At 71.6% G+C, this 19907-nt stretch carries 18 protein-coding genes, 1 tRNA gene and 2 pseudogenes; 12 read left to right on the top strand and 9 right to left on the bottom strand.

Annotated elements, in window-relative coordinates:
• The 6 genes and pseudogenes from AB0O67_RS23065 to AB0O67_RS23090 form a co-directional block, all read right to left on the bottom strand.
• Window positions 1–84 (bottom strand): annotated as a pseudogene (locus AB0O67_RS23065) (DNA-binding response regulator); the annotation flags it as partial.
• Between the two features lie 11 nt (window positions 85–95).
• A pseudogene (locus AB0O67_RS23070) lies at window positions 96–293 on the bottom strand (hypothetical protein); the annotation flags it as partial.
• A gap of 152 nt (window positions 294–445) precedes the next feature.
• Window positions 446–1279, bottom strand: a complete 834-nt coding sequence (locus tag AB0O67_RS23075) for an S-methyl-5'-thioadenosine phosphorylase (protein ID WP_365452968.1) — start codon at window positions 1277–1279, stop codon at window positions 446–448.
• Window positions 1280–1385: 106 nt separating this feature from the next.
• Complete coding sequence (locus AB0O67_RS23080; protein ID WP_365452971.1) at window positions 1386–1703, bottom strand: FmdB family zinc ribbon protein; 318 nt, start codon at window positions 1701–1703, stop codon at window positions 1386–1388.
• Window positions 1704–1770: 67 nt separating this feature from the next.
• Window positions 1771–3045 carry an MFS transporter gene (locus tag AB0O67_RS23085; RefSeq protein ID WP_365452974.1) on the bottom strand — a complete coding sequence of 425 codons (1275 nt, stop codon included), beginning with the start codon at window positions 3043–3045 and terminating at the stop codon, window positions 1771–1773.
• Between the two features lie 251 nt (window positions 3046–3296).
• Window positions 3297–4796 (bottom strand): potassium/proton antiporter, encoded by a 1500-nt coding sequence (locus AB0O67_RS23090; protein WP_365453046.1) that lies wholly within the window; start codon window positions 4794–4796, stop codon window positions 3297–3299.
• 200 nt (window positions 4797–4996) lie between these two features.
• Between AB0O67_RS23090 and AB0O67_RS23095 the strand changes: the two genes are divergently transcribed.
• Entirely contained in the window at window positions 4997–7807 is a 2811-nt protein-coding gene (locus tag AB0O67_RS23095) for a penicillin acylase family protein (RefSeq protein ID WP_365452977.1), read from the top strand.
• Between the two features lie 80 nt (window positions 7808–7887).
• Here AB0O67_RS23095 and AB0O67_RS23100 read toward each other — a convergent pair whose 3' ends face one another.
• Window positions 7888–8514, bottom strand: a complete 627-nt coding sequence (locus tag AB0O67_RS23100) for a 5-formyltetrahydrofolate cyclo-ligase (protein WP_365452980.1) — start codon at window positions 8512–8514, stop codon at window positions 7888–7890.
• 94 nt (window positions 8515–8608) lie between these two features.
• On the opposite strand from AB0O67_RS23100, the gene galU reads away from it, so the two are divergent.
• The 7 genes from galU (at window position 8609) to AB0O67_RS23135 (ending at window position 14251) form a co-directional block, all read left to right on the top strand.
• On the top strand, window positions 8609–9511 hold the full coding sequence (galU, locus tag AB0O67_RS23105; protein WP_365452983.1) for a UTP--glucose-1-phosphate uridylyltransferase GalU: 903 nt from the start codon (window positions 8609–8611) through the stop codon (window positions 9509–9511).
• 4 nt (window positions 9512–9515) lie between these two features.
• On the top strand, window positions 9516–10838 hold the full coding sequence (gene glp, locus AB0O67_RS23110; protein WP_365452986.1) for a gephyrin-like molybdotransferase Glp: 1323 nt from the start codon (window positions 9516–9518) through the stop codon (window positions 10836–10838).
• Between the two features lie 83 nt (window positions 10839–10921).
• Window positions 10922–11434: a cyclic pyranopterin monophosphate synthase MoaC gene (gene moaC / locus AB0O67_RS23115; protein WP_365452989.1), complete on the top strand. Its 513-nt coding sequence runs from the start codon at window positions 10922–10924 to the stop codon at window positions 11432–11434.
• Entirely contained in the window at window positions 11431–11967 is a 537-nt protein-coding gene (locus AB0O67_RS23120) for a MogA/MoaB family molybdenum cofactor biosynthesis protein (RefSeq protein ID WP_365452992.1), read from the top strand. The genes moaC and AB0O67_RS23120 overlap by 4 nt, the downstream gene beginning before the upstream one ends.
• A 23-nt stretch (window positions 11968–11990) precedes the next feature.
• Window positions 11991–12641, top strand: coding sequence for a GNAT family protein (locus AB0O67_RS23125; RefSeq protein ID WP_365453049.1), 651 nt, complete (start codon window positions 11991–11993; stop codon window positions 12639–12641).
• A 185-nt stretch (window positions 12642–12826) separates the two neighbouring features.
• Window positions 12827–14095 carry a gephyrin-like molybdotransferase receptor GlpR gene (gene glpR / locus AB0O67_RS23130; protein WP_365452995.1) on the top strand — a complete coding sequence of 423 codons (1269 nt, stop codon included), beginning with the start codon at window positions 12827–12829 and terminating at the stop codon, window positions 14093–14095.
• Window positions 14096–14177: 82 nt separating this feature from the next.
• Window positions 14178–14251, top strand: a tRNA-Ala gene (locus AB0O67_RS23135).
• 92 nt (window positions 14252–14343) lie between these two features.
• Here AB0O67_RS23135 and AB0O67_RS23140 read toward each other — a convergent pair.
• A complete protein-coding gene (locus AB0O67_RS23140) occupies window positions 14344–14820 on the bottom strand; it encodes a GNAT family N-acetyltransferase (protein ID WP_365452998.1) in 477 nt (158 codons plus the stop codon).
• Between the two features lie 68 nt (window positions 14821–14888).
• Between AB0O67_RS23140 and AB0O67_RS23145 the strand changes: the two genes are divergently transcribed.
• Window positions 14889–15692: an exodeoxyribonuclease III gene (locus AB0O67_RS23145; RefSeq protein ID WP_365453001.1), complete on the top strand. Its 804-nt coding sequence runs from the start codon at window positions 14889–14891 to the stop codon at window positions 15690–15692.
• A gap of 58 nt (window positions 15693–15750) precedes the next feature.
• Here the strand turns inward: AB0O67_RS23145 and AB0O67_RS23150 are convergent, their stop codons facing one another.
• The gene (locus AB0O67_RS23150) at window positions 15751–16401 is read right to left on the bottom strand and encodes a MerR family transcriptional regulator (RefSeq protein WP_365453004.1); all 651 of its coding nucleotides are present in this window, start codon (window positions 16399–16401) and stop codon (window positions 15751–15753) included.
• Between the two features lie 142 nt (window positions 16402–16543).
• Here AB0O67_RS23150 and AB0O67_RS23155 point away from each other — a divergent pair, with 142 nt between their 5' ends.
• Genes AB0O67_RS23155 through AB0O67_RS23165 form a run of 3 tightly spaced genes read left to right on the top strand, consistent with a single transcriptional unit; the run spans window position 16544 to window position 19862 of the window.
• Window positions 16544–18058 (top strand): NAD(P)/FAD-dependent oxidoreductase, encoded by a 1515-nt coding sequence (locus tag AB0O67_RS23155; protein ID WP_365453007.1) that lies wholly within the window; start codon window positions 16544–16546, stop codon window positions 18056–18058.
• Complete coding sequence (locus tag AB0O67_RS23160; RefSeq protein WP_365453010.1) at window positions 18055–18981, top strand: alpha/beta hydrolase; 927 nt, start codon at window positions 18055–18057, stop codon at window positions 18979–18981. Before AB0O67_RS23155 ends, AB0O67_RS23160 begins: the two co-directional genes overlap by 4 nt.
• Window positions 18978–19862, top strand: a complete 885-nt coding sequence (locus AB0O67_RS23165; RefSeq protein ID WP_365453013.1) for an SDR family oxidoreductase — start codon at window positions 18978–18980, stop codon at window positions 19860–19862. The genes AB0O67_RS23160 and AB0O67_RS23165 overlap by 4 nt, the downstream gene beginning before the upstream one ends.
• Window positions 19863–19907 lie beyond the last annotated feature (45 nt).

Here is a 19907-nt window from a genome sequence, read left to right on the forward strand (position 1 = left end):
CCGGTAGCCCTCCAGGGTCAGGGCCCGTTCCAAGGCGTTGCGGATGGCGCGGTCGTCCTCGGCGAGCAGAACTGTCTGGGGCACCCGTCCAGTGTCCCGAAGGCCAGGGCCCGCCGCCGATGCCGTACGAACCGGCCCAGCCGATGTCGCCCGCCGCGCACGCGAACGGGTGGGAAGTGCGGCACCTCGCGGGTCGGGGGCGCGTCCGTCCCGGGCGCGCGAGGCGGGAGCGGGCCGGAGGGCCGTACGGAGGGCTGTGCGTGGGCCGGTTCGGAGGGCGCAGCGAAGGACACGGGGACCACCACCTGTGACGACGGATCGGTTGCCGCCCACGATGAGGTTTCGCGCCGCCGCCCGCTCCGGCCCGTGCACTACCGACGAGTTGTGGATAACGTCCTCACTCGAACGGGGAGTTCCGCACTCCGCCACGTCGGCGGGTCGCCCCCTACCGCAGTACGAACCCCGGATCCATCCCACCCAGCGCGTTCACGCACAGACAGTCCCGCTCCTCGTTCGAGGGCAGCGCCGCCACCGCGTCGAAGAGCACCCCGCGCAACCGGTCCACGTTCGCCGCGAACACCCGCAGCACCTCGTCGTGCGAGACGCCCTCCCCGGTCTCGGCGCCCGCGTCGAGGTCGGTGACCAGGTTCAGCGAGGTGTAGCACAGCTCCAGTTCACGGGCGAGCGCCGCCTCGGGGTGGCCCGTCATGCCGACCACCGACCAGCCCTGCGCCTGGTGCCACGACGATTCGGCGCGGGTGGAGAACCGGGGTCCCTCGATCACGACGAGTGCGCCGCCGTCCACCGGCTCCCAGTCCCGCCCGCGCGCGGCCTTCAGGGCGGCCGACCGTCCGGCGGGGCAGTAGGGGTCGGCCAGGGAGACGTGCACCACGTTCGGCACGGTGCCGTCGGGCAGCGGCAGTCCGTCGAAGTACGTGGACGCCCTGGACTTCGTGCGATCGACGAGCTGGTCCGGGACGAGCAGTGTGCCCGGCCCGTACTCGGGGCGCAGCCCGCCCACCGCGCAGGGCCCGAGAACCTGGCGCACGCCGACCGACCGCAGCGCCCAGAGGTTGGCCCGGTAGTTGATCCGGTGGGGCGGGAGATGGTGGCCGCGGCCGTGCCGGGGGAGGAACGCGACCCGCCGGCCGGCGATCTCGCCGAGGAAGAGGGAGTCGCTGGGGGCCCCGTACGGCGTGTCCACCTGGAGCTCGGTCACGTCGTCGAGGAACGAGTAGAAGCCTGAGCCGCCGATTACACCGATCTCTGCGTTCGCCATGACCAGCACAGTAGCCGTCGTGGGCGCGGCGGCAGGAGGTGGTGCCGCAAAGACCGAGAACCCCACCGGCCGTACGGCGGTGGGGTCCCGTGAGCGTGCGTGCGCCTCAGGCGGCGGTGGTGCTGGACGAGCTTCCCGTGCTCGACGCCTTCGAGTCCGAGGACGAGGACGACGAGGAGGACGAGGACGACGAAGAGGAGGACGTCGCAGACGACCCGGTCGACGCCGGCGAGCTGCTCGACGAGGAGCCGCGGCTGTCGTTGCGGTAGAAGCCCGAGCCCTTGAAGACAATGCCGACCGCGGAGAACACCTTCTTCAGGCGTCCCTGGCAGTTGGGGCACTCGGTCAGGGCGTCGTCGGTGAACTTCTGCACCGCCTCGAGGCCCTCGCCGCACTCGGTGCACTGGTACTGGTAGGTCGGCACTGTCTTCCTCCTGGCACTCTCACTCGATGAGTGCTAACGACGGTCCATAGTGACGTATTCCTCGGGCTCAGTCCACTGTGACCGGCGCGCGGTGACCGACGCCACGTGCGACGGTGCGGCTCCGGGGCCGGGCGTCCAGGCGCGACCGGAGCGCGACCAGGGTCACCAGCGCGAGCGCCGTGCCCCCGAGCGGGACCAGGAATCCGGCGCCGCCCCAGAACCGGTCCTCCAGCTGTCCGGCGACCGTGACGGCACCCGCCTGACCGAGCGCCACCGCGCCGGTCAGCCAGGTGAAGGCCTCGGTGCGCGCCCCGGCCGGGACCAGGCTCTCGACCAGCGTGTAGCCGGTGATCAGGGCGGGTGCCACGCACATGCCGACGAGCAGGCCGAGCCCGGTGAGCAGGAGCACCGAGTGCGCGGCCCACAGACCGGCGGCGGCCAGCGCGAGGGCGCCGTAGCCGACGACCAGGCGGCGTTGCGGGGCCGCCTTCCAGGCGACGGCGCCGCACGCGATGCCGGAGAGCATGTTGCCCGCGGCGAAGGTCCCGTACAGGACGCCGTTCAGGCCGGGCTCGCCGATCGACTCGGTGAACGCGGCCAGCGACACCTGCATGCCGCCGAAGACGGAGCCGATCCCGAGGAACGCCACGGCCAGCACCCGCACCCCGGGGACGCGCAGCGCGAAGGCGTGCTCCGCGCGCGCGTGCCCGTCGGCGCCGACGACCGGCTGCGTGCTCTTCTGCGCGGCGAACAGCAGACCGCCCACCAGGGTGAGCGCGGCCTCGGTCACCAGGCCCGCCGCCGGGTCGACGGCGGTGCACAGGGCGGTGGCCAGCAGCGGGCCGACGACGAAGGTCAGCTCGTCCGTGACGGACTCGAAGGCGGCGGCGGTGGTCATCAAGGGGGAGCCCTGGAGCTTCACGCCCCAGCGGGCGCGCACCATGGGCCCGATCTGCGGGACCGAGGCGCCGGTGGGGACGGCCGCCGCGAAGACCGCCCACAGGGGGGCGTCCGCCAGCGCGAGTGCCGTCAGGGTGAGGCCCGCGAGGGTGTGCACCAGCACACCGGGGAGCAGCACGGCGCGCTGTCCGAAGCGGTCGGCCAGGCGCCCGGTCCAGGGAGCGAACAGCGCCATGGAGACGCCGGTGACGGCCGCGGCGGCGCCTGCCGCGCCGTACGAGCCGGTGGTGTGCTGCACCAGCAGCACGATGGAGATCGTCAGCATCGCGAACGGCTGACGGGCCGCGAAGCCGGGAAGCAGGAACGTCCAGGCGCCGCGCGTGCGCAGCAGTTGCCCGTAGCCGGGGCGGGAGGACTTCGACGAGGTGACCGTGGATGCCACGGCCCTTGCCTTTCTGCCGCCTGGTAGCGCGGCCCGCTTGTGGTGGGCCGGGGCGCCGAGAGCTGTCCTCTTGCGCTGACTGCGGTAGATACCGGGGCCCACTGCGTCGAAGAGCGTTTCCGGCCGCCATACGGTCGCGCCAGCTCTGCGTCAGGCAGAGTTGGTTCGATCTGGGTGACGCCTGCATCGTACAGGGGTGAACGCTTGGTACGCCTGTGAAAGCGAGCACCATCGGCCTCACCCACCTGCGATTAGCTCGATCCGTTCGTCCCCAGCCATCCGGCCAGCTTGCCCCCGCGTCCGACCGCCCGCAGCCGCCGCTCGGCCGCGTCCCGGACCGGGTCCGTGGCCACCACGAGCAGTTCGTCGCCACGGCGCAGCACGGTCGTCGGCAGCGGTACGAAGGACGTCCCCTCCCGCACGACCAGGGTGACCGCGGCCCCGGCGGGCAGCCGCAGCTCGTTGATCTCGACGCCGTGCATCTTCGACCCGCGCGGGATGCTGACGGAGAGCAGGTGCCCGCGCAGCTGCTCCAGGGGCGCGGACTCGATGCCGAGGTCGGCGGCGGCCTCGGAGCCGTCGCGCAGGTGCAGGGTGCGGGCCAGCCAGGGCAGTGTCGGCCCCTGGAGCAGGGTGTAGACCACGACCAGTACGAAGACGATGTTGAAGATGCGACGGCTGCCGTCCACGCCGTTCACCATGGGGATGGTGGCCAGGATGATGGGCACGGCGCCGCGCAGCCCGGCCCAGGACATGAGTGCCTGCTCCTGCCACGGCACCCGGAACGGCACGAGGCAGAGCACGACGCTCAAGGGGCGCGCCACCATGGTGAGCACCAGCCCGATGAGCAGCGCGGGCAAGATGTCGTCGCCCAACTCGTGCGGGGTGACCAGCAGACCGAGCAGGACGAACATGCCGATCTGGGCGATCCAGCCGAGCCCCTCGGCGAACCCGCGCGTGGCCGGCCAGTGCGGCAGGCGTGCGTTGCCCATCACCATCGCGGCGAGATAGACGGCGAGGAAGCCGCTGCCGTGCGCCAGGGCGCCGGCGGCGTAGGCGGTGACCGCGATCGCCATCACGGCGATCGGATACAGGCCGGAGGCGGGCAGGGCCACGTGCCGCAGCCCCCAGGCGCCCAGCCAGCCCACCGCGATGCCGATGGCGGCGCCGATGGCGAGCTCCAGCAGTATCTTGCCGACCAGCACGTACCAGTGTTCGAAGGGTCCGGCCGTGGAGAACGAGACGACCAGGATGACCACGGGGGCGTCGTTGAAGCCGGACTCGGCCTCCAGCGTGCCCGTCACGCGCGCGGGCAAGGGAATCTTGCGCAGCACCGAGAAGACCGCGGCCGCGTCGGTGGAGGAGACCACCGCGCCGATGATGAGTGCCTGCCGCCAGTCCAGCCCGACCAGGTGGTGCGCCGCCGTGGCGGTGACCCCGACGCTCGCCGCGACCCCGACCAGCGCCAGCGCGCTGGCGGCGGGCAGGGCGGGTCTGATCTCCTTCCACTTCGTGCCGAGGCCACCCTCGGCCAGGATCACGACCAGGGCCGCGTACCCGATGACCTGGGTCAGCTCGGCGTTGTTGAAGTGGATGTCGCCGATCCCGTCCTGGCCCATGAGGACGCCGATGCCCAGGTACACGAGCAGGCTGGGGAGCCCGCTGCGCGAGGAGATCCGAACCGCGGCCACGGCGACGAGCAGGACGAGCGAGCAGACGAGCAGGAGTTCGTTGAGGTCGTGGATGTTCAGCGGCCGGTTCCTTCCCCTGACGAAGTTACTTCGTTACCTTACCTAACTCTTGACGATTTCTTGACGCTTGCCCGGGCAAGATCGAACGTCAGTCCGTGCCGGTTCCCCACTCCGCGTCAAGGGCCGCCGGGCCCTGCGCCTATGGTTGCTCCAGCACTCCAGTACCGCCTGCCGCTCGCGTTAGGACAGCAAGGACAGCGATGCCCCCCAACACCACCGCCTCAACGGGTCAGCAGCCCGGCAAGTCCGGCAGGAAGAAGGGGCGAAAAGCCCGACTGTTCGTACTCGTCCTGGTGCTGGCCGTCATCGGCGGCGTCGCCTACGGCGCGTACTGGTCCATCAGCACCGTGCGTGCCTCCTTCCCGCAGACCAAGGGCTCGATCACGCTGCAGGGCCTGACCGCGCCCGTCGACGTGAAGCGCGACGGCAACGGCATCCCGCAGATCTATGCCTCCTCCGACGACGACCTGTTCATGGCGCAGGGCTACGTCCAGGCGCAGGACCGGTTCTACGAGATGGACGTCCGCCGGCACATGACCTCCGGGCGCCTGTCGGAGATGTTCGGCAAGAGCCAGGTCGAGAACGACGAGTTCCTGCGCACGCTGGGCTGGCAGCGGACCGCGCAGAAGGAGTACGACACCAAGCTGTCCGCCGCCACCAAGAAGTACCTCCAGGCGTACGCCAAGGGGGTCAACGCCTACCTGGCGGGCAAGGACGCCGAGGACATCTCCCTGGAGTACGCGGCGCTCGGCTTCAGCAACGACTACAAGCCCGGGAAGTGGACCCCGGTCGACTCGGTGGCGTGGCTGAAGGCGATGGCCTGGGACCTGCGCGGCAACATGCAGGACGAGATCGACCGTTCCCTGATGACCAGCCGCCTCGGCCCGAAGCAGGTCGGCGACCTCTACCCGCGCTACCCGTACGACCGGAACCAGGTCGTCGTCCGGCAGGGCCAGTACGACGAGCTCAGCGCCACGTTCGACGGCGGCGCGAGCGGCACCTCCACGGAGAGCACGGACGGCGGCTCCACGGACGGCACGTCCGGAGCCGCCTCAGGCGATGCCGGGGCGTCCACGGGCACCTCGACGGACTCGTCCTCGTCCACCGACTCCTCGGGGTTCCAGAGCCAGCTGGCGGGCCTCTACGACGAGCTGGAGGACCTGCCCGAGGCCGTCGGCGTGAACGGCAACGGCATCGGCTCCAACTCGTGGGTCGTCGGCGGCGAGCACACCATCACCGGCAAGCCGCTGCTCGCCAACGACCCGCACCTGTCGGCGTCGCTGCCGTCCGTCTGGTACCAGATGGGCCTGCACTGCCGCACGGTCTCCAGCAAGTGCCAGTACGACGTCTCCGGCTACACCTTCGCGGGCATGCCGGGCGTGATAATCGGTCACAACCAGAACATCTCCTGGGGAATGACCAACTCCGGCGTCGACGTCACCGACCTCTACCTGGAGAAGCTCACCGGCGACGGCTACCTCTACGACGGCAAGGTGAAGCCGTTCACCACGTACGAGGAGACCATCCACGTCGCCGGCGGCACCCCCAAGAAGATCGTGGTCCGCGAGACCAACAGCGGCCCCCTGCTGTCCGACCGTGACGACGAGCTCGTGAAGGTCGGCCGCAAGGCCACCGTCGACACCGCGGCCCCCGACCGCGGCGACGGCTACGGCATCTCGCTGCGCTGGACCGCGCTGGAGCCGGGCAACACCATGGACGCCCTGTTCGCGATGAACAAGGCGGCCGACTGGGACGACTTCCGCGCCGCCTCGGCCCTGTTCGAAGTGCCCTCGCAGAACCTCGTCTACGCCGACACCGAGAACCACATCGGCTACACGCTGCCCGGAAGGATCCCCACGCGCGCGAAGGGCCACGACGGCTCGATCCCGGCGCCGGGCTGGGACTCCAAGTACCGCTGGAGCGGCTACGTCGACCAGGACGAGCTGCCCTACGAGTACGACCCGGAGCGCGGCTACATCGTCACCGCCAACCAGGCCGTCGTGGGCAAGGAATACCCGTACACGCTGACCACCGACTGGGGCTACGGCACCCGGAGCCAGCGGATAAGCGACCTGATCGAGTCCAAGCTCAAGGGTGGCGGCAAGGTCTCCACCGAGGACATGCGGCAGATGCAGACGGACAACAGCAGCGAGATCGCCAAGCTGCTCGTCCCGCAGCTGCTGAAGATCGACGTCGGCGACAAGGACGTGCGCGACGCCCAGAAGCTCCTGGAGGGCTGGGACTACACCCAGGACGCCGACTCGGCGGCCGCCGCCTACTTCAACTCGGTCTGGCGCAACGTCCTCAAGCTCGCGTTCGGCAACAAGCTGCCCAAGGAGCTGCGGGTCCAGGGCCAGTGCCTGTGGGTCGAGCCGGTCGACACCACCGGCCCGGTGGACGACGACCGGCGGGTGCGCGAGTGCGGCCAGCGTGACGCGGACCAGGCCCAGCCGGACGGCGGCGACCGCTGGTTCGAGGTGGTGCGCACCCTCATGGCCGACGAGGACAGCGACTGGTGGACCACCCCCAAGTCGGGCACCCGCCCCGGCGCCGACAACCGTGACGAGCTGTTCAAGCGCGCCATGATCGACGCTCGCTGGGAGCTGACCGCCAAGCTCGGCAAGGACATCGACAGCTGGAGCTGGGGCCGGCTGCACCGGCTGTTCCTGAAGAACCAGACCCTGGGCACCAGCGGCCCCGGCTTCCTGCAGTACGTACTCAACCGCGGCCCCTGGGAGCTCGGCGGCGGCGAGGCGACGGTCAACGCGACCGGCTGGAACGCCGCGGGCGGGTACGGCGTCGTCTGGGTGCCGTCGATGCGGATGGTGGTCAACCTCGACGACTTCGACAAGTCGAAGTGGATCAACCTCAGCGGCGCCTCCGGGCATGCCTACAGCGCCCACTACACCGACCAGACGGGCAAGTGGGCCAAGGGCGAGCTGCTGGACTGGTCGTTCACGAAGCAGGCGGTCGACACGAACACGGACGACACCCTCGTCCTGAAGCCGTGACCTCCTGACGGCGACGTCCGAAGGGCTCTCCACGCGCGCGTGGAGAGCCCTTTCGCCTGTCCGGGCGTCCTGTCCGGGCGTCAGTCTCCGGTGCGCGGGAAGCGCCGCACGCCCGACGGCGTGACCACCGCGTGCACGGGGCGGTCGTGCGGCTCGGCGGGGACGCGTGGGAGGACCTCCGCGTCGTACAGCAGCACCACCAGCGCCGGACGGCCGCCCGCGCGCTCCAGCCGCGCCAGGACGCGGTCGTAGGAGCCGCCGCCGCGCCCCAGCCGCATCCCGCGCGCGTCCACCGCGAGCCCGGGCAGCAGCACCGCGTCGGCGCCCGTCACCGCGTCCGGCCCGAGCCGCTCGCCGACGGGCTCCAAGAGCGCCATCCTGCCCCCGTGTTGCACGCGCGCGAGGGAGCCCTCCCCGGCGTAGACACCCCAGTCGAGGTCGTTGTCGGGCAGAAGCACCGGAAGCAGGACGCGCACGCCCCGCGCGCGCAGCGCGTCGAGCAGCGCGAGGGTGCCGGGCTCGGCGCCCACGGAGACGTACGCCGCCACCGTGCGCGCGTGCGCCAGCTCACCCAGTTCGAGCGCGTTCTCCGCCAGTGCGGCCGCGGCCCCCTGCACGTCACCTGCGGGCAACCTGCTCCTCACCGCGAGGAGCTCTCGGCGCAATGTGCGCTTGTCAGGCTCGCTCGTGTGTCCGAGGTGACCCATGCGTCGCTCCCGTTCCGCGTTCAAAGTGCTCATATGAGTGCGTACTGACCGGAACTGCGGATTCCCCGCAAAGTCACCGGATATGGTTGCGAGCATGACTCAGGCGCAACCACGGATCAGCAAGGCTGTCATTCCCGCAGCAGGCCTCGGCACCCGGTTCCTGCCGGCCACCAAAGCCACTCCCAAGGAGATGCTGCCGGTGGTCGACAAGCCGGCGATCCAGTACGTGGTCGAAGAGGCCGTCGCGGCCGGTCTCGATGACGTCCTCATGATCACCGGCCGCAACAAGCGCCCTCTCGAGGACCACTTCGACCGCAACTACGAGCTCGAGTCGGCTCTGGGCAAGAAGGGCGACGCCGCGCGGCTGGCCAAGGTCCAGGAGTCGAGCGACCTCGCGACCATGCACTACGTGCGCCAGGGCGACCCCAGGGGTCTCGGTCACGCCGTCCTGTGCGCGGCCCCCCACGTCGGCGACGAGCCCTTCGCGGTGCTCCTCGGCGACGACCTCATCGACCCGCGCGACCCCCTCCTGCAGCGCATGATCGAGGTCCAGGAGCGGCACGGCGGCAGCGTGATCGCGCTCATGGAGGTGGCGCCCGAGCAGATCCACCTCTACGGCTGCGCTGCCGTCGAGGCCACCGAGGACGCCGACGTGGTCAAGGTGAGCGACCTGGTCGAGAAGCCGGACGCCGCCGACGCCCCCTCGAACTACGCCATCATCGGCCGCTACGTCCTCGACCCGCGTATCTTCGGCGTACTGCGCGAGACCGAACCCGGCCGCGGCGGTGAGATCCAGATCACGGACGCCCTCCAGCAGCTCGCCGCCGACGAGAAGGTGGGCGGCCCGGTGCACGGCGTCGTCTTCGAGGGCCGCCGCTATGACACCGGGGACCGCGGCGACTACCTGCGTGCCATTGTCCGACTCGCGTGCGAACGTGAGGACCTGGGCCCGGACTTCCGGACCTGGCTTCGCAGTTACGTCACCGAGGAGATGTAGCCACTTGAGCACCGCCGCGCCCCGCGCCACCGGCCAGGACCACCTGTGGTCGGTGGACGAACACCTGGAGGACATCCTCGAGACCGTCCGCCCCCTCGAACCCATCGAGCTGCAACTGCTCGACGCCCAGGGCTGCGTCCTGGTCGAGGACGTCACGGTGCCGGTCTCCCTGCCGCCGTTCGACAACAGCTCCATGGACGGGTACGCGGTACGGGTCGCGGATGTCGCGGGCGCGAACGAGGAGTTCCCGGCGGTCCTGGAGGTCGTCGGGGACGTCGCCGCGGGCCAGGCGGAGCTCCTGACCGTGGGGCCGGGCCAGGCCGCGCGCATCATGACCGGTGCCCCGCTGCCGCCCGGCGCGGAGACGGTGGTGCCCGTGGAGTGGACCGACGGCGGCCTCGGCGAGGGACCCGTCACCGGTATGCGGGCCCGCAGCCTCGGCCCCGAGGACGCCTCCGGGCAGGTGCGCGTGCACCGGCCGGCCGAGGCACGCGCGCACGTGCGCCCGAAGGGCAGCGACGTGAAGGCCGGCGACCGCGCCCTGGACGCGGGCACCGTCCTCGGCCCGCCGCAGATCGCGCTGCTCGCCGCGATCGGCCGCGGCACCGTACGCGTGCGCCCGCGTCCTCGCGTGGTGGTGCTCTCCACCGGCAGCGAGCTCGTCCAGCCCGGCGAGGAACTGGGCAGTGGCCAGATCCACGACTCCAACAGCTTCGCCCTCACCGCGGCCGCCCGCGACGCCGGAGCCATCGCCTACCGGGTGGGCGCCGTCGCCGACGACGTCGAGACCCTGCGCACCACCATCGAGGACCAGCTCGTCCGCGCCGACCTGATGGTCACCACGGGCGGCGTGAGCGTCGGGGCGTACGACGTCGTCAAGGAGGCCCTGTCGCACGTCGGCGACGAGGACGAACCGGGCAGCGGCATCGAGTTCCGCAGGCTCGCGATGCAGCCCGGAAAGCCCCAGGGCTTCGGCTCCATCGGCCCCGACCACACGCCGCTGCTGGCCCTCCCCGGCAACCCGGTGTCGTCGTACGTCTCCTTCGAACTGTTCGTCCGCCCCGCGATCCGGACCCTCATGGGGCTTCCCGAGGTGCACCGTCCGCGAAGCCGGGCGACCCTGACGGCCGACAAGGCGCTGACCTCGCCGAAGGGCCGCCGGCAGTTCCTGCGCGGCAGTTACGCCGACGGCCGGGTGACGCCGGTCGGCGGGGCCGGCTCCCACCTGGTCGCCGCCCTCGCGCACGCCGACGCGCTGATCGTCGTACCGGAGGACACGGAGTCCGTCGAGCCGGGTGCCGAGGTCGAGGTGGTCCTGCTCGGCTGACCGCCCCAGGTTGGCGGTACCGTGTCGCGCACAACAGGTCCGTGCGCCGCACCGCGACGGGCCCGGACCGGGAGCGCCACACCATGACCGTGCCTTCCCGGGGGGCGACCCCCGGACCGCCTGCGCAGGACCACCTGACGCACCTCGACGACGCGGGCGCCGCCCGCATGGTCGACGTCTCGGACAAGGACGTCACCGCGCGCACCGCGCGCGCGAGCGGACGCGTCCTCGTCTCGCCCCGCGTGATCGAACTGCTGCGCGGCGAAGGGGTCCCCAAGGGCGATGCCCTCGCCACCGCGCGGATCGCGGGGATCATGGGCGCCAAGCGGACGCCGGACCTGATCCCGCTGTGCCACCCGCTGTCGGTGTCGGGTGTGACACTGGATCTGTCGGTCGCGGACGACGCCGTGGAGATCCACGCCACGGTGCGCACGACGGATCGCACGGGCGTCGAGATGGAGGCTCTCACCGCGGTCTCCGTCGCCGCGCTCACCGTGATCGACATGGTCAAGGCGGTCGACAAGGGAGCGGTCATCACGGACGTACGGGTGGAGGAGAAGACGGGCGGCAAGTCGGGCGACTGGAGCAGGTCATGACTGCTGACGCCGGGATCGGCGGTGCGCTCCCCGCGCCGTACGCCGCGCTGGTGATCACCGCCTCCAACCGTGCCGCCGCGGGGATCTACGAGGACAAGGGCGGCCCGCTGATCGCGGACGGCCTCAGAGGTTTCGGGTTCGCCGTCGACGGCCCGCAGGTCGTCCCGGACGGGGATCCGGTACAGGCCGCGCTGCGGGCGGGCGTGGACGCCGGATACGACGTGATCGTCACCACCGGCGGCACCGGCGTCTCGCCCACCGACCGCACCCCGGAGGCCACGCGCGCCGTGCTCGACCGCGAGGTGCCGGGGATCGCGGAGGCGATCCGGGCGTACGGCAGGGACAAGGTGCCCACCGCCGCGCTCTCCCGGGGCCTGGCGGGAGTGGCGGGCGGGACCCTGATCGTCAATCTGCCCGGTTCGTCGGGCGGCGTGCGGGACGGACTGGCCGTGCTGGAGCCCCTGCTGATCCACGCCGTCGACCAGATCCGCGGCGGTGACCACCCCAGACCGGCCGGTGGGGGTGCGAGCTGAACAGCCCATCCTGGCCCACGGAACTGGTGGAGGGCGATGTCGTCCTCCGGCCGATAAAGCTGCGCGACCAGCGGGCCTGGCGTGAGGTCAACCGGCGCAACCGCGACTGGCTGCGCCCCTGGGAGGCGACCATCCCGCCGCCCACGCCCAGCGGGCCGATCACGCACCGGCCGACGTACCGGCAGATGGTCCGCCATCTGCGGTCGGAGGCGAGCGCGGGCCGGATGCTGCCGTTCGTCATCGAGTACCAGGGGCGGCTCGTCGGGCAGTTGACGGTCGCCGGGATCACCTGGGGCTCCATGTGCTCGGGGCACGTCGGTTACTGGGTGGACGAGTCGGTGGCCGGCCGTGGCGTGATGCCGACGGCCGTGGCCCTCGCCGTCGACCACTGTTTCCGGACCGTCGGCCTCCACCGCATCGAGGTCTGCATTCGTCCGGAGAACGGGCCCAGCCGCCGTGTGGTGGAGAAACTCGGATTCCGCGAGGAGGGCCTCAGGCCCCGTTATCTCCACATCGACGGCGCCTGGCGGGACCATCTCGTCTTCGCGCTCACGGCGGAGGAAGTCCCCGAGGGGCTGCTGCCCCGCTGGCGCCGGTCGCGCACACGGAACACCCCGGGGAACGCGCGGGACCTGCCCCGGAACTCGCAGAACGCCCCGGGGAATCCTGCCTGACCCCGAAATTGAATACGTGTTCGAAAATGATCGATTGGTGACCGGTCCGGAGGCATTGAATTCGCGGGTGCGCCAGCCTGCTGATCGCATCGGTCGCAAAAAAAGCTCGAAATATCAGCCAGATCGTGCGACACACCGGCTCAATTGGCAGATGGCCTCACGCAAACCCCTCTACCGTGTGAGGCGTGAGCAGCAGCGGCCTCATCTACGCAGTCATTGTCGGGGCCTGGGCCGCCTACTTGGTGCCGATGTGGCTCCGTAGGCAGGACGAGCTGAACGAGGCCCGTCCGACGGAACGCTTCAGCACAGCCATCCGGTTGCTGTCCGGACGGGCGGGCATGGAGCGCCGGTACGCCAAGGACCTGCGGGCGCGCTCCACCGACGAGGGGGAGCCAGGCTTCGACGACCCGGACGCGGTCACCGACTCGGTGGACGTCCGGGCCTTCGCCGTGCCTCCGACCCGCCCGCAGACGGGCGCCGTCACGGAGGCGGCGGCCAAAGCCGCGCCGGCGTCCGAGGCGCGCACGACCGGCACCGCCCCGGCCCGGGCAGACGTGTCCACGCCCCGGCCCTCACGCAAGCCGGTCCCGCCGGCCCCTCGCGCACCCGGTGCGGAGGCGGCCGCGGCCCGCGCCCGGCGTACCAAGGTGCTGGCGCGCCGCAGGCGCACCACCATCATGCTCTTCCTCGCCTTCACGCTCGGCGCGGTCGTCGCGGCCGTCGGTGGCCTCACGTTCCTGTGGGCGCCCGGTGTGCCCGCCGTGCTGCTCAGCGGATACATCGTGTATCTGCGGGCACAGGAGCGCCGCCGGTTCGCCTACCAGATGGACCGGCGCCAGGCGGAGGCCGCGGCGCAGCGGCTCCGTGACCGGGCGCGCCAGCCGCGTCGGCACGCGGTGGCCGAGGCCGAGGCCGACGAGCCCGAGGAGGGGCACGAACCGGAGACCGACGCCGGGCTGTCGGCGCTGGCCGCGGACCGGCGGGCGCTGGTGGAGCAGACCGACCACGCCGAGTGGGTCGATCAGCAGCGGGAGCGGCAGCGGCGGCCCGGGCACGGGGAGAGCTGGGACCCCGTGCCGGTGCCGTTGCCCACGTACGTGACGGCGCCGGTCGCGCCGCGCGCGACGCCGGAGGTGGATCTCGGGGCCCTTGACGCCTGGAGCTCGGCGCGGTCGAGCCCGGTGGCGCAGGGGCAGGAGGCCGCCGCGGGCTCGCGGGAGCACGCCTCCGGGACGCCGGCCTCCGCCTCCTCGGCCGACGCCGCAGTGGGGGAGCCGGGGCAGGCGCGGTCGGCGGACGGCGCGGTGGACAGCGCGGCGGACAAGGCGGACGGTGAGGGGCGCGGGGACGCGCGGCGCCGGGCGGCCTCGGCGCGGCGGGCGCGGGAGCGTGGCCGCACGCCGCTGTTCGACCAGTACGAAGAGGGGGAGCGGCCGCGGGCGGCCAACGAGTAGGCCGCCCGGCTCCGGCCCCGGGTCCAGCGGGAACGGATTTCCAAGCACCCCGATCGGGGTGCTAAAGTTTCACTCGTTGCAAGGGCCTGTGGCGCAGTCTGGTAGCGCACCTCGTTCGCATCGAGGGGGTCTGGGGTTCAAATCCCCACAGGTCCACGCACCTAGAGCCCCGTCGGGATCCCGACGGGGCTCTGTCGCGTGTCCTGTTGCGCTCAGGGGCCCGGTGACGGGCCCTCAAGTGGCAGGCGTCACAGGGCCTTGGCGAAGCAGCGGCTCGACTCGTGGAAGCGGTAGTAGCCGAACTTGGCGCACGGCTCGTAGCCGCTGGAGGTGTACAGGGCGATGGCCTCGGGCTGCTCGGTGCCGGTCTCCAGGACCATCCGGACGCGGCCGGCGCCGCGGGCGTCCTCCTCCAGTGCGGTGAGCATGCGCCGGGCGAGGCCCCGGCCGCGCAGGTCCCTGATCACGTACATCCGCTTCAGCTCGGCGTCGCCGTCCTCGTTGCCCTCGGCGTTCTTGTCCTGCCTGCGCCAGCCGCCGGTGGCGACCGGGCGGTCGGACTCGTCGTAGGCGATCAGGTACACGCCGTTCGGCGGCTGGAAGTCCGACGGGTCCAGGACGGTGGCGTCGCCGCCGTCGCCGTAGCGCTCGTGGTACTCGGCCTGGACCTCGTCGTTGAGCTTCACGGCGTCGGGGTGGTCGAAGGAGACGCGACGTATATTCATGCTGCGGATCGTACACCTATGCAAAGTAAGGATCTGGACTTTGTCCAGTGTGCCGGTAAGGTGCCCCGGTGCTCACTGTGACCTCTGTGAATGTGAACGGGCTGCGGGCCGCCGCGAAGAAGGGCTTCGTGGAGTGGCTCGCCGGGACGCAAGCCGACGTGCTCTGCCTGCAGGAGGTGCGCGCCGAGCCGCAGCAGCTGCCCGAGCACGTGCGGGCGCCGGAGGGCTGGCACGTCGTGCACGCCCCCGCGGCTGCCAAGGGGCGCGCGGGTGTCTCCCTGTACACCCGGCGTGAGCCGGACGCCGTGCGTGTCGGATTCGGGTCCACGGAGTTCGACGGCAGTGGGCGGTACGTCGAGGCCGACCTGCCCGGTGTGACGGTCGCCTCCCTGTATCTCCCGTCCGGCGAGGTCGGCACCGAGCGGCAGGACGAGAAGGTGCGCTTCATGGGCGAGTTCCTCGCCTACCTCAAGGACCTGCGGGAGCGGGCCGCCGCCGACGGGCGTGAGGTCGTCGTCTGCGGCGACTGGAACATCGCCCACCAGCAGGCCGACCTGAAGAACTGGCGCGGCAACACCAAGAACTCCGGCTTCCTTCCGGAGGAACGCGACTGGCTCAGCGCGGTGTTCGACACCCAGGCCGGCGGCTACGTCGACGTCGTACGCGCCCTGCATCCGGACGTCGAGGGGCCGTACACCTGGTGGTCGTACCGGGGGCGGGCGTTCGACAACGATTCGGGATGGCGCATCGACTACCAGGTGACCACGCCCGGGCTCGCGGAGCGGGCGGTCAAGGCGCAGGTGGAGCGGGCGGCCACCCACGGCGAGCGCTGGTCGGACCACGCCCCGGTGACGGTGGTCTACAACCGCTAGGCGCTGCGCGGCAGGGGCGGTGGTCCGCCGGTCGTCGGGCCCGGCGGGCGGCGGCTGCCTACGGCTCCGTGCGCATGCGGCGGTCCAGGGCCAGGGAGAGTTCCGCCTCCACCACGCTGCGGGCCAGGGGGCGTAGGCGGGGGAGGTCCTCCTCGGGGGCGTGGCGGAGGATCAGGGTGGCGAAGAGTTCGGCGAGGGCGTCGGCGTGGGCGCGGACCTCCTTGCCCGCACGGAGGACCTCCGCGAGCGGGATGCCCTCGCGGACCAGGGCCGAGGAGACGTCGAGCAGGCGGCGGCTGATGTGGACTATCTCGTCGCCGTCGGTGCCGAGGTAACCGAGGTCCATCGCGGCGGCCAGGTTCTCCGGTGTGACCTCGCCCTCGAAGCGGGCGGCGAGTTCCTCGGGGGTGAGGCGGACCGGCTCCTCCTCGGTGGGGGCCCCGATGCCGACGCCGAGCAGGTCGGCGACGTCGCGGCCGTGGTCGAAGGCCTCGGCGAGTTCCGCGATGCCGTTCAGGGTGTGGCCGCGTTCCAGCAGCGCGCCGATGGTGCGCAGCCGGGCCAGGTGGTGGTCGTCGTACCAGGCGATGCGGCCCTCGCGACGGGGCGGCGGGATCAGCTTGCGTTCGCGGTAGAAGCGCAGGGTGCGCACTGTGATGCCGGCCAGCCTGGCCAGCTCCTCCATGCGGTACTCACGCTTCTCGGTCACGTCCGCACCCTACGGCGTACCGCCGGTAACTTTCCTCGCGTCGACCCCTACCCATCAGTACGCCGCTCCTCTAGTCTCCCGATTGCGCCAGTGTTCACTGGCAGAGTTGCAGAGTCGCGGAACGGCATGGAGGGGCGTCGGTATGGCCGAGCACGAACATGTACGGGTGGCGGTGGTCGGGTCGGGATTCGGCGGGCTCGGAGCCGCCGTGCGGCTGCGACGCGAGGGGATCACCGACTTCGTCGTCCTGGAACGCGCCGGCAGCGTCGGCGGCACCTGGCGGGACAACAGTTATCCCGGGTGCGCGTGCGACGTGCCGTCCCATCTCTACTCGTTCTCCTTCGCGCCCAACCCCGAGTGGCCGCGCACCTTCTCCGGACAGGAGCACATCCGCGCCTATCTGGAGCACGTCACGGACGTCTTCGGGCTGCGCCCGCACCTGCGCCTCGACTCGGAGGTGAAGCGCATGGTCTGGGACGCCGACGAGCTGAGGTGGGTGATCGAGACCGCGTCCGGCACCCTCACCGCCGACCTCGTCGTCTCCGCCACCGGGCCGCTGTCCGACCCCAAGGTCCCTGACATCCCGGGTCTCGACACCTTCCCCGGCAAGGTGTTCCACTCGGCCCGCTGGGACCACGACGCCGACCTGCGCGGCAAGCGGGTCGCCATGGTCGGCACGGGCGCGTCCGCCATCCAGATCGTGCCCGCCATCCAGCCCGAGGTCGGCCGGCTCACCCTCTTCCAGCGCACCCCGCCCTGGGTCATGCCCCGCATGGACCGCGCGATCAGCGGTGCCGAGCGCCGGCTGCACCGCGCCCTTCCGGTGACGGCCCGGCTCCGCCGCGGACTGCTGTGGGGCATCCGGGAGTTGCAGGTGCAGGCCTTCACCAAGCACCCGGGCGAGCTGGGCTTCGTGGAGCGGCTGGCGAAGCAGAACATGGCCCGGGCCATCAAGGATCCGGCCCTGCGCGCCAAGCTCACCCCGGACTACCGCATCGGCTGCAAGCGGATCCTGCTGTCCAGCGAGTACTACCCGGCGCTCGCCCGGCCGAACGTGGACGTCGTCGCGAGCGGGCTCAGCGAGATCCGCGGCTCGAGAGTCGTCGCGGCCGACGGCACCGAGGCCGAGGTCGACGTGATCATCTTCGGCACCGGCTTCCACGTCACGGACATGCCGATCGCCGAGCGGGTCGTCGGGGTGGAGGGCCGGACGCTCGCCGAGGTCTGGAAGGGCGGCATGGAGGCCCTGCGCGGCGCCTCGGCCGCCGGATTCCCGAACTGGATGACGATCATCGGGCCCAACACCGGCCTCGGCAACTCGTCCATGATCCTGATGATCGAGTCCCAGCTGAACTACCTGGCCGACTACGTACGGCAGTTGGAGGTGCTCGGCGGGCGCGTGGCCCTCGACGCCCGGCCCGACGCCGTGAGCGCCTGGAACCACGGCCTGCAGGAGCGGATGAAGCGTACGGTGTGGAACACCGGCGGCTGCAACAGCTGGTACCTGGACGCGGCCGGCCGCAACACGACCATCTGGCCCGGTACGACGAGCGACTTCCGGCGCGCGACACGGCGCGTGGACCTGGGGGAGTACGAGGTGCTGCGCCCGCCCGCGGCCAGGGCCACCGACGAGCCCGTGCGGGAGGCCCTCGCATGAGCCGCCTCCTGCACGTCGCCTCCGGCCCCTACGCCCCGCCCGTCCCCGCCCGCGAACTGACGGTCACCTCCGCCGACGGCGCGCCCCTGCACGTCGAGGTGCACGGACCCGACGGCGCGCCGGCCGTCGTCCTCGTCCACGGCTGGACCTGCTCCACCGCGTTCTGGGCCGCGCAGATCCGCGCCCTCGCCGCCGACCACCGCGTCATCGCCTACGACCAGCGCGGCCACGGCCGCAGCCCCGCGAGCCGCCTGTGCAGCACGCAGGCCCTCGCCGACGACCTGGAGGCCGTACTCGCCGCGACGCTCGCGCCCGGGGAGCGGGCGGTGATCGCCGGGCACTCCATGGGCGGCATGACGGTGATGGCGGCGGCCGGGCGGGATCGCTTCCGGGCGCACGCGGCGGCCGTCCTGCTGTGCAGCACGGGCAGTTCGCGGCTGGTCGCCGAGTCGACCGTGCTGCCGATGCGCGCCGGGCGGCTGCGGACGTGGCTGACCGGGCACATCCTCGGCTCCCGCGCGCCGCTCGGTCCGGTCACGGCGCCGGCGCGCAGGATCCTCAAGTACGCCACCATGGGCGCCGGTTCCGCCCCGCACATGGTGGAGGCGTGCGCCCGGATCGTGCACGCCTGCCCGCGCACCGTGCGTCACACCTGGTCGCGGGTGCTGGACCTGGTCGATCTCGACCACGGCGTAGGGCAGTTGCAGGTGCCCACCGCGGTCGTCGTCGGGACGGGGGACCGGCTCACGCCGCCGGTGCACGCCCGTGCGCTGGTCGCCGCGCTGCCGCGGTGCGTCGGGCTCACCGAGCTGCCCGGGCTCGGCCACATGACACCGGTGGAGGCTCCCGAGCTGATCACCGGCAGGATTCGCGAACTCGTCACCACACACGCGCCGGAGGAACCGGTCAAGGAGGGCGCATGAGCAGGGTCAGCCTGGAGGGACAGGTCGCGGTCGTCACCGGGGCCGCGCGGGGCGTCGGGGAGTTGCTCGCCCGCAAGCTGTCGGCGCGCGGCGCCAAGGTGGCGCTGGTCGGCCTGGAGCCGGACGCGCTGAAGCAGGTCTCCGCGCGGCTGCACGGCGAGAGCGAGCACTGGTACGCCGATGTCACCGACCACGAGGCCATGACGAAGGTCGCCCAGGAGGTCAAGGAGCGTTTCGGCAAGGTCGACATCGTCGTCGCCAACGCGGGCGTCGCGAGCGGCGGGCCCTTCGCCGACTCCGATCCGCAGGCCTGGCGGCGGGTCGTCGAGGTCAATCTGATCGGGTCCGCGGTGACCGCCCGCGCCTTCCTGCCGGTGCTCACCGAGAGCCGGGGCTATCTGCTCCAGGTCGCGTCCCTGGCCGCGATCACGCCGGCGCCGATGATGACCGCGTACTGCGCGTCCAAGTCGGGCGTGGAGGCGTACGCGCACAGTCTGCGCGCCGAGGTGGGTCATCAGGGCGTGAAGGTGGGGGTCGCGTACCTGTCCTGGACCGACACCGACATGGTGCGTGGGGCCCATCAGGACGATGTCATGCGGGAGTTGAGGCAGCGGCTGCCCTGGCCGTCGAACAAGACCTATCCGCCGGGACCGGCCGTGGACCGCATCGTGGCCGGCATCGAGCGGCGGTCGAGCCACGTGTACGGACAGTGGTGGCTGCGCGGGATGCAGGGTGTGCGCGGGTACTTGCCGGCGCTCATCGGGACCGTGGGGCAGCGCGAGATGCGGCGGTTCGCGCCGCGGCTGCGGGGGATGCGTACGGGGCTCGTGGGCGCGGGTGGCGAGGCCGACGAACAGGCGCGGGCTACGCAGCGTAGTTGATCGAAATGCGTGGTGTGTCCGGGCGTGCAAATCTGGTCGAGCCCC

It is taken from the genome of Streptomyces sp. NPDC086077 (assembly GCF_040686175.1).
Classification (GTDB): domain Bacteria; phylum Actinomycetota; class Actinomycetes; order Streptomycetales; family Streptomycetaceae; genus Streptomyces.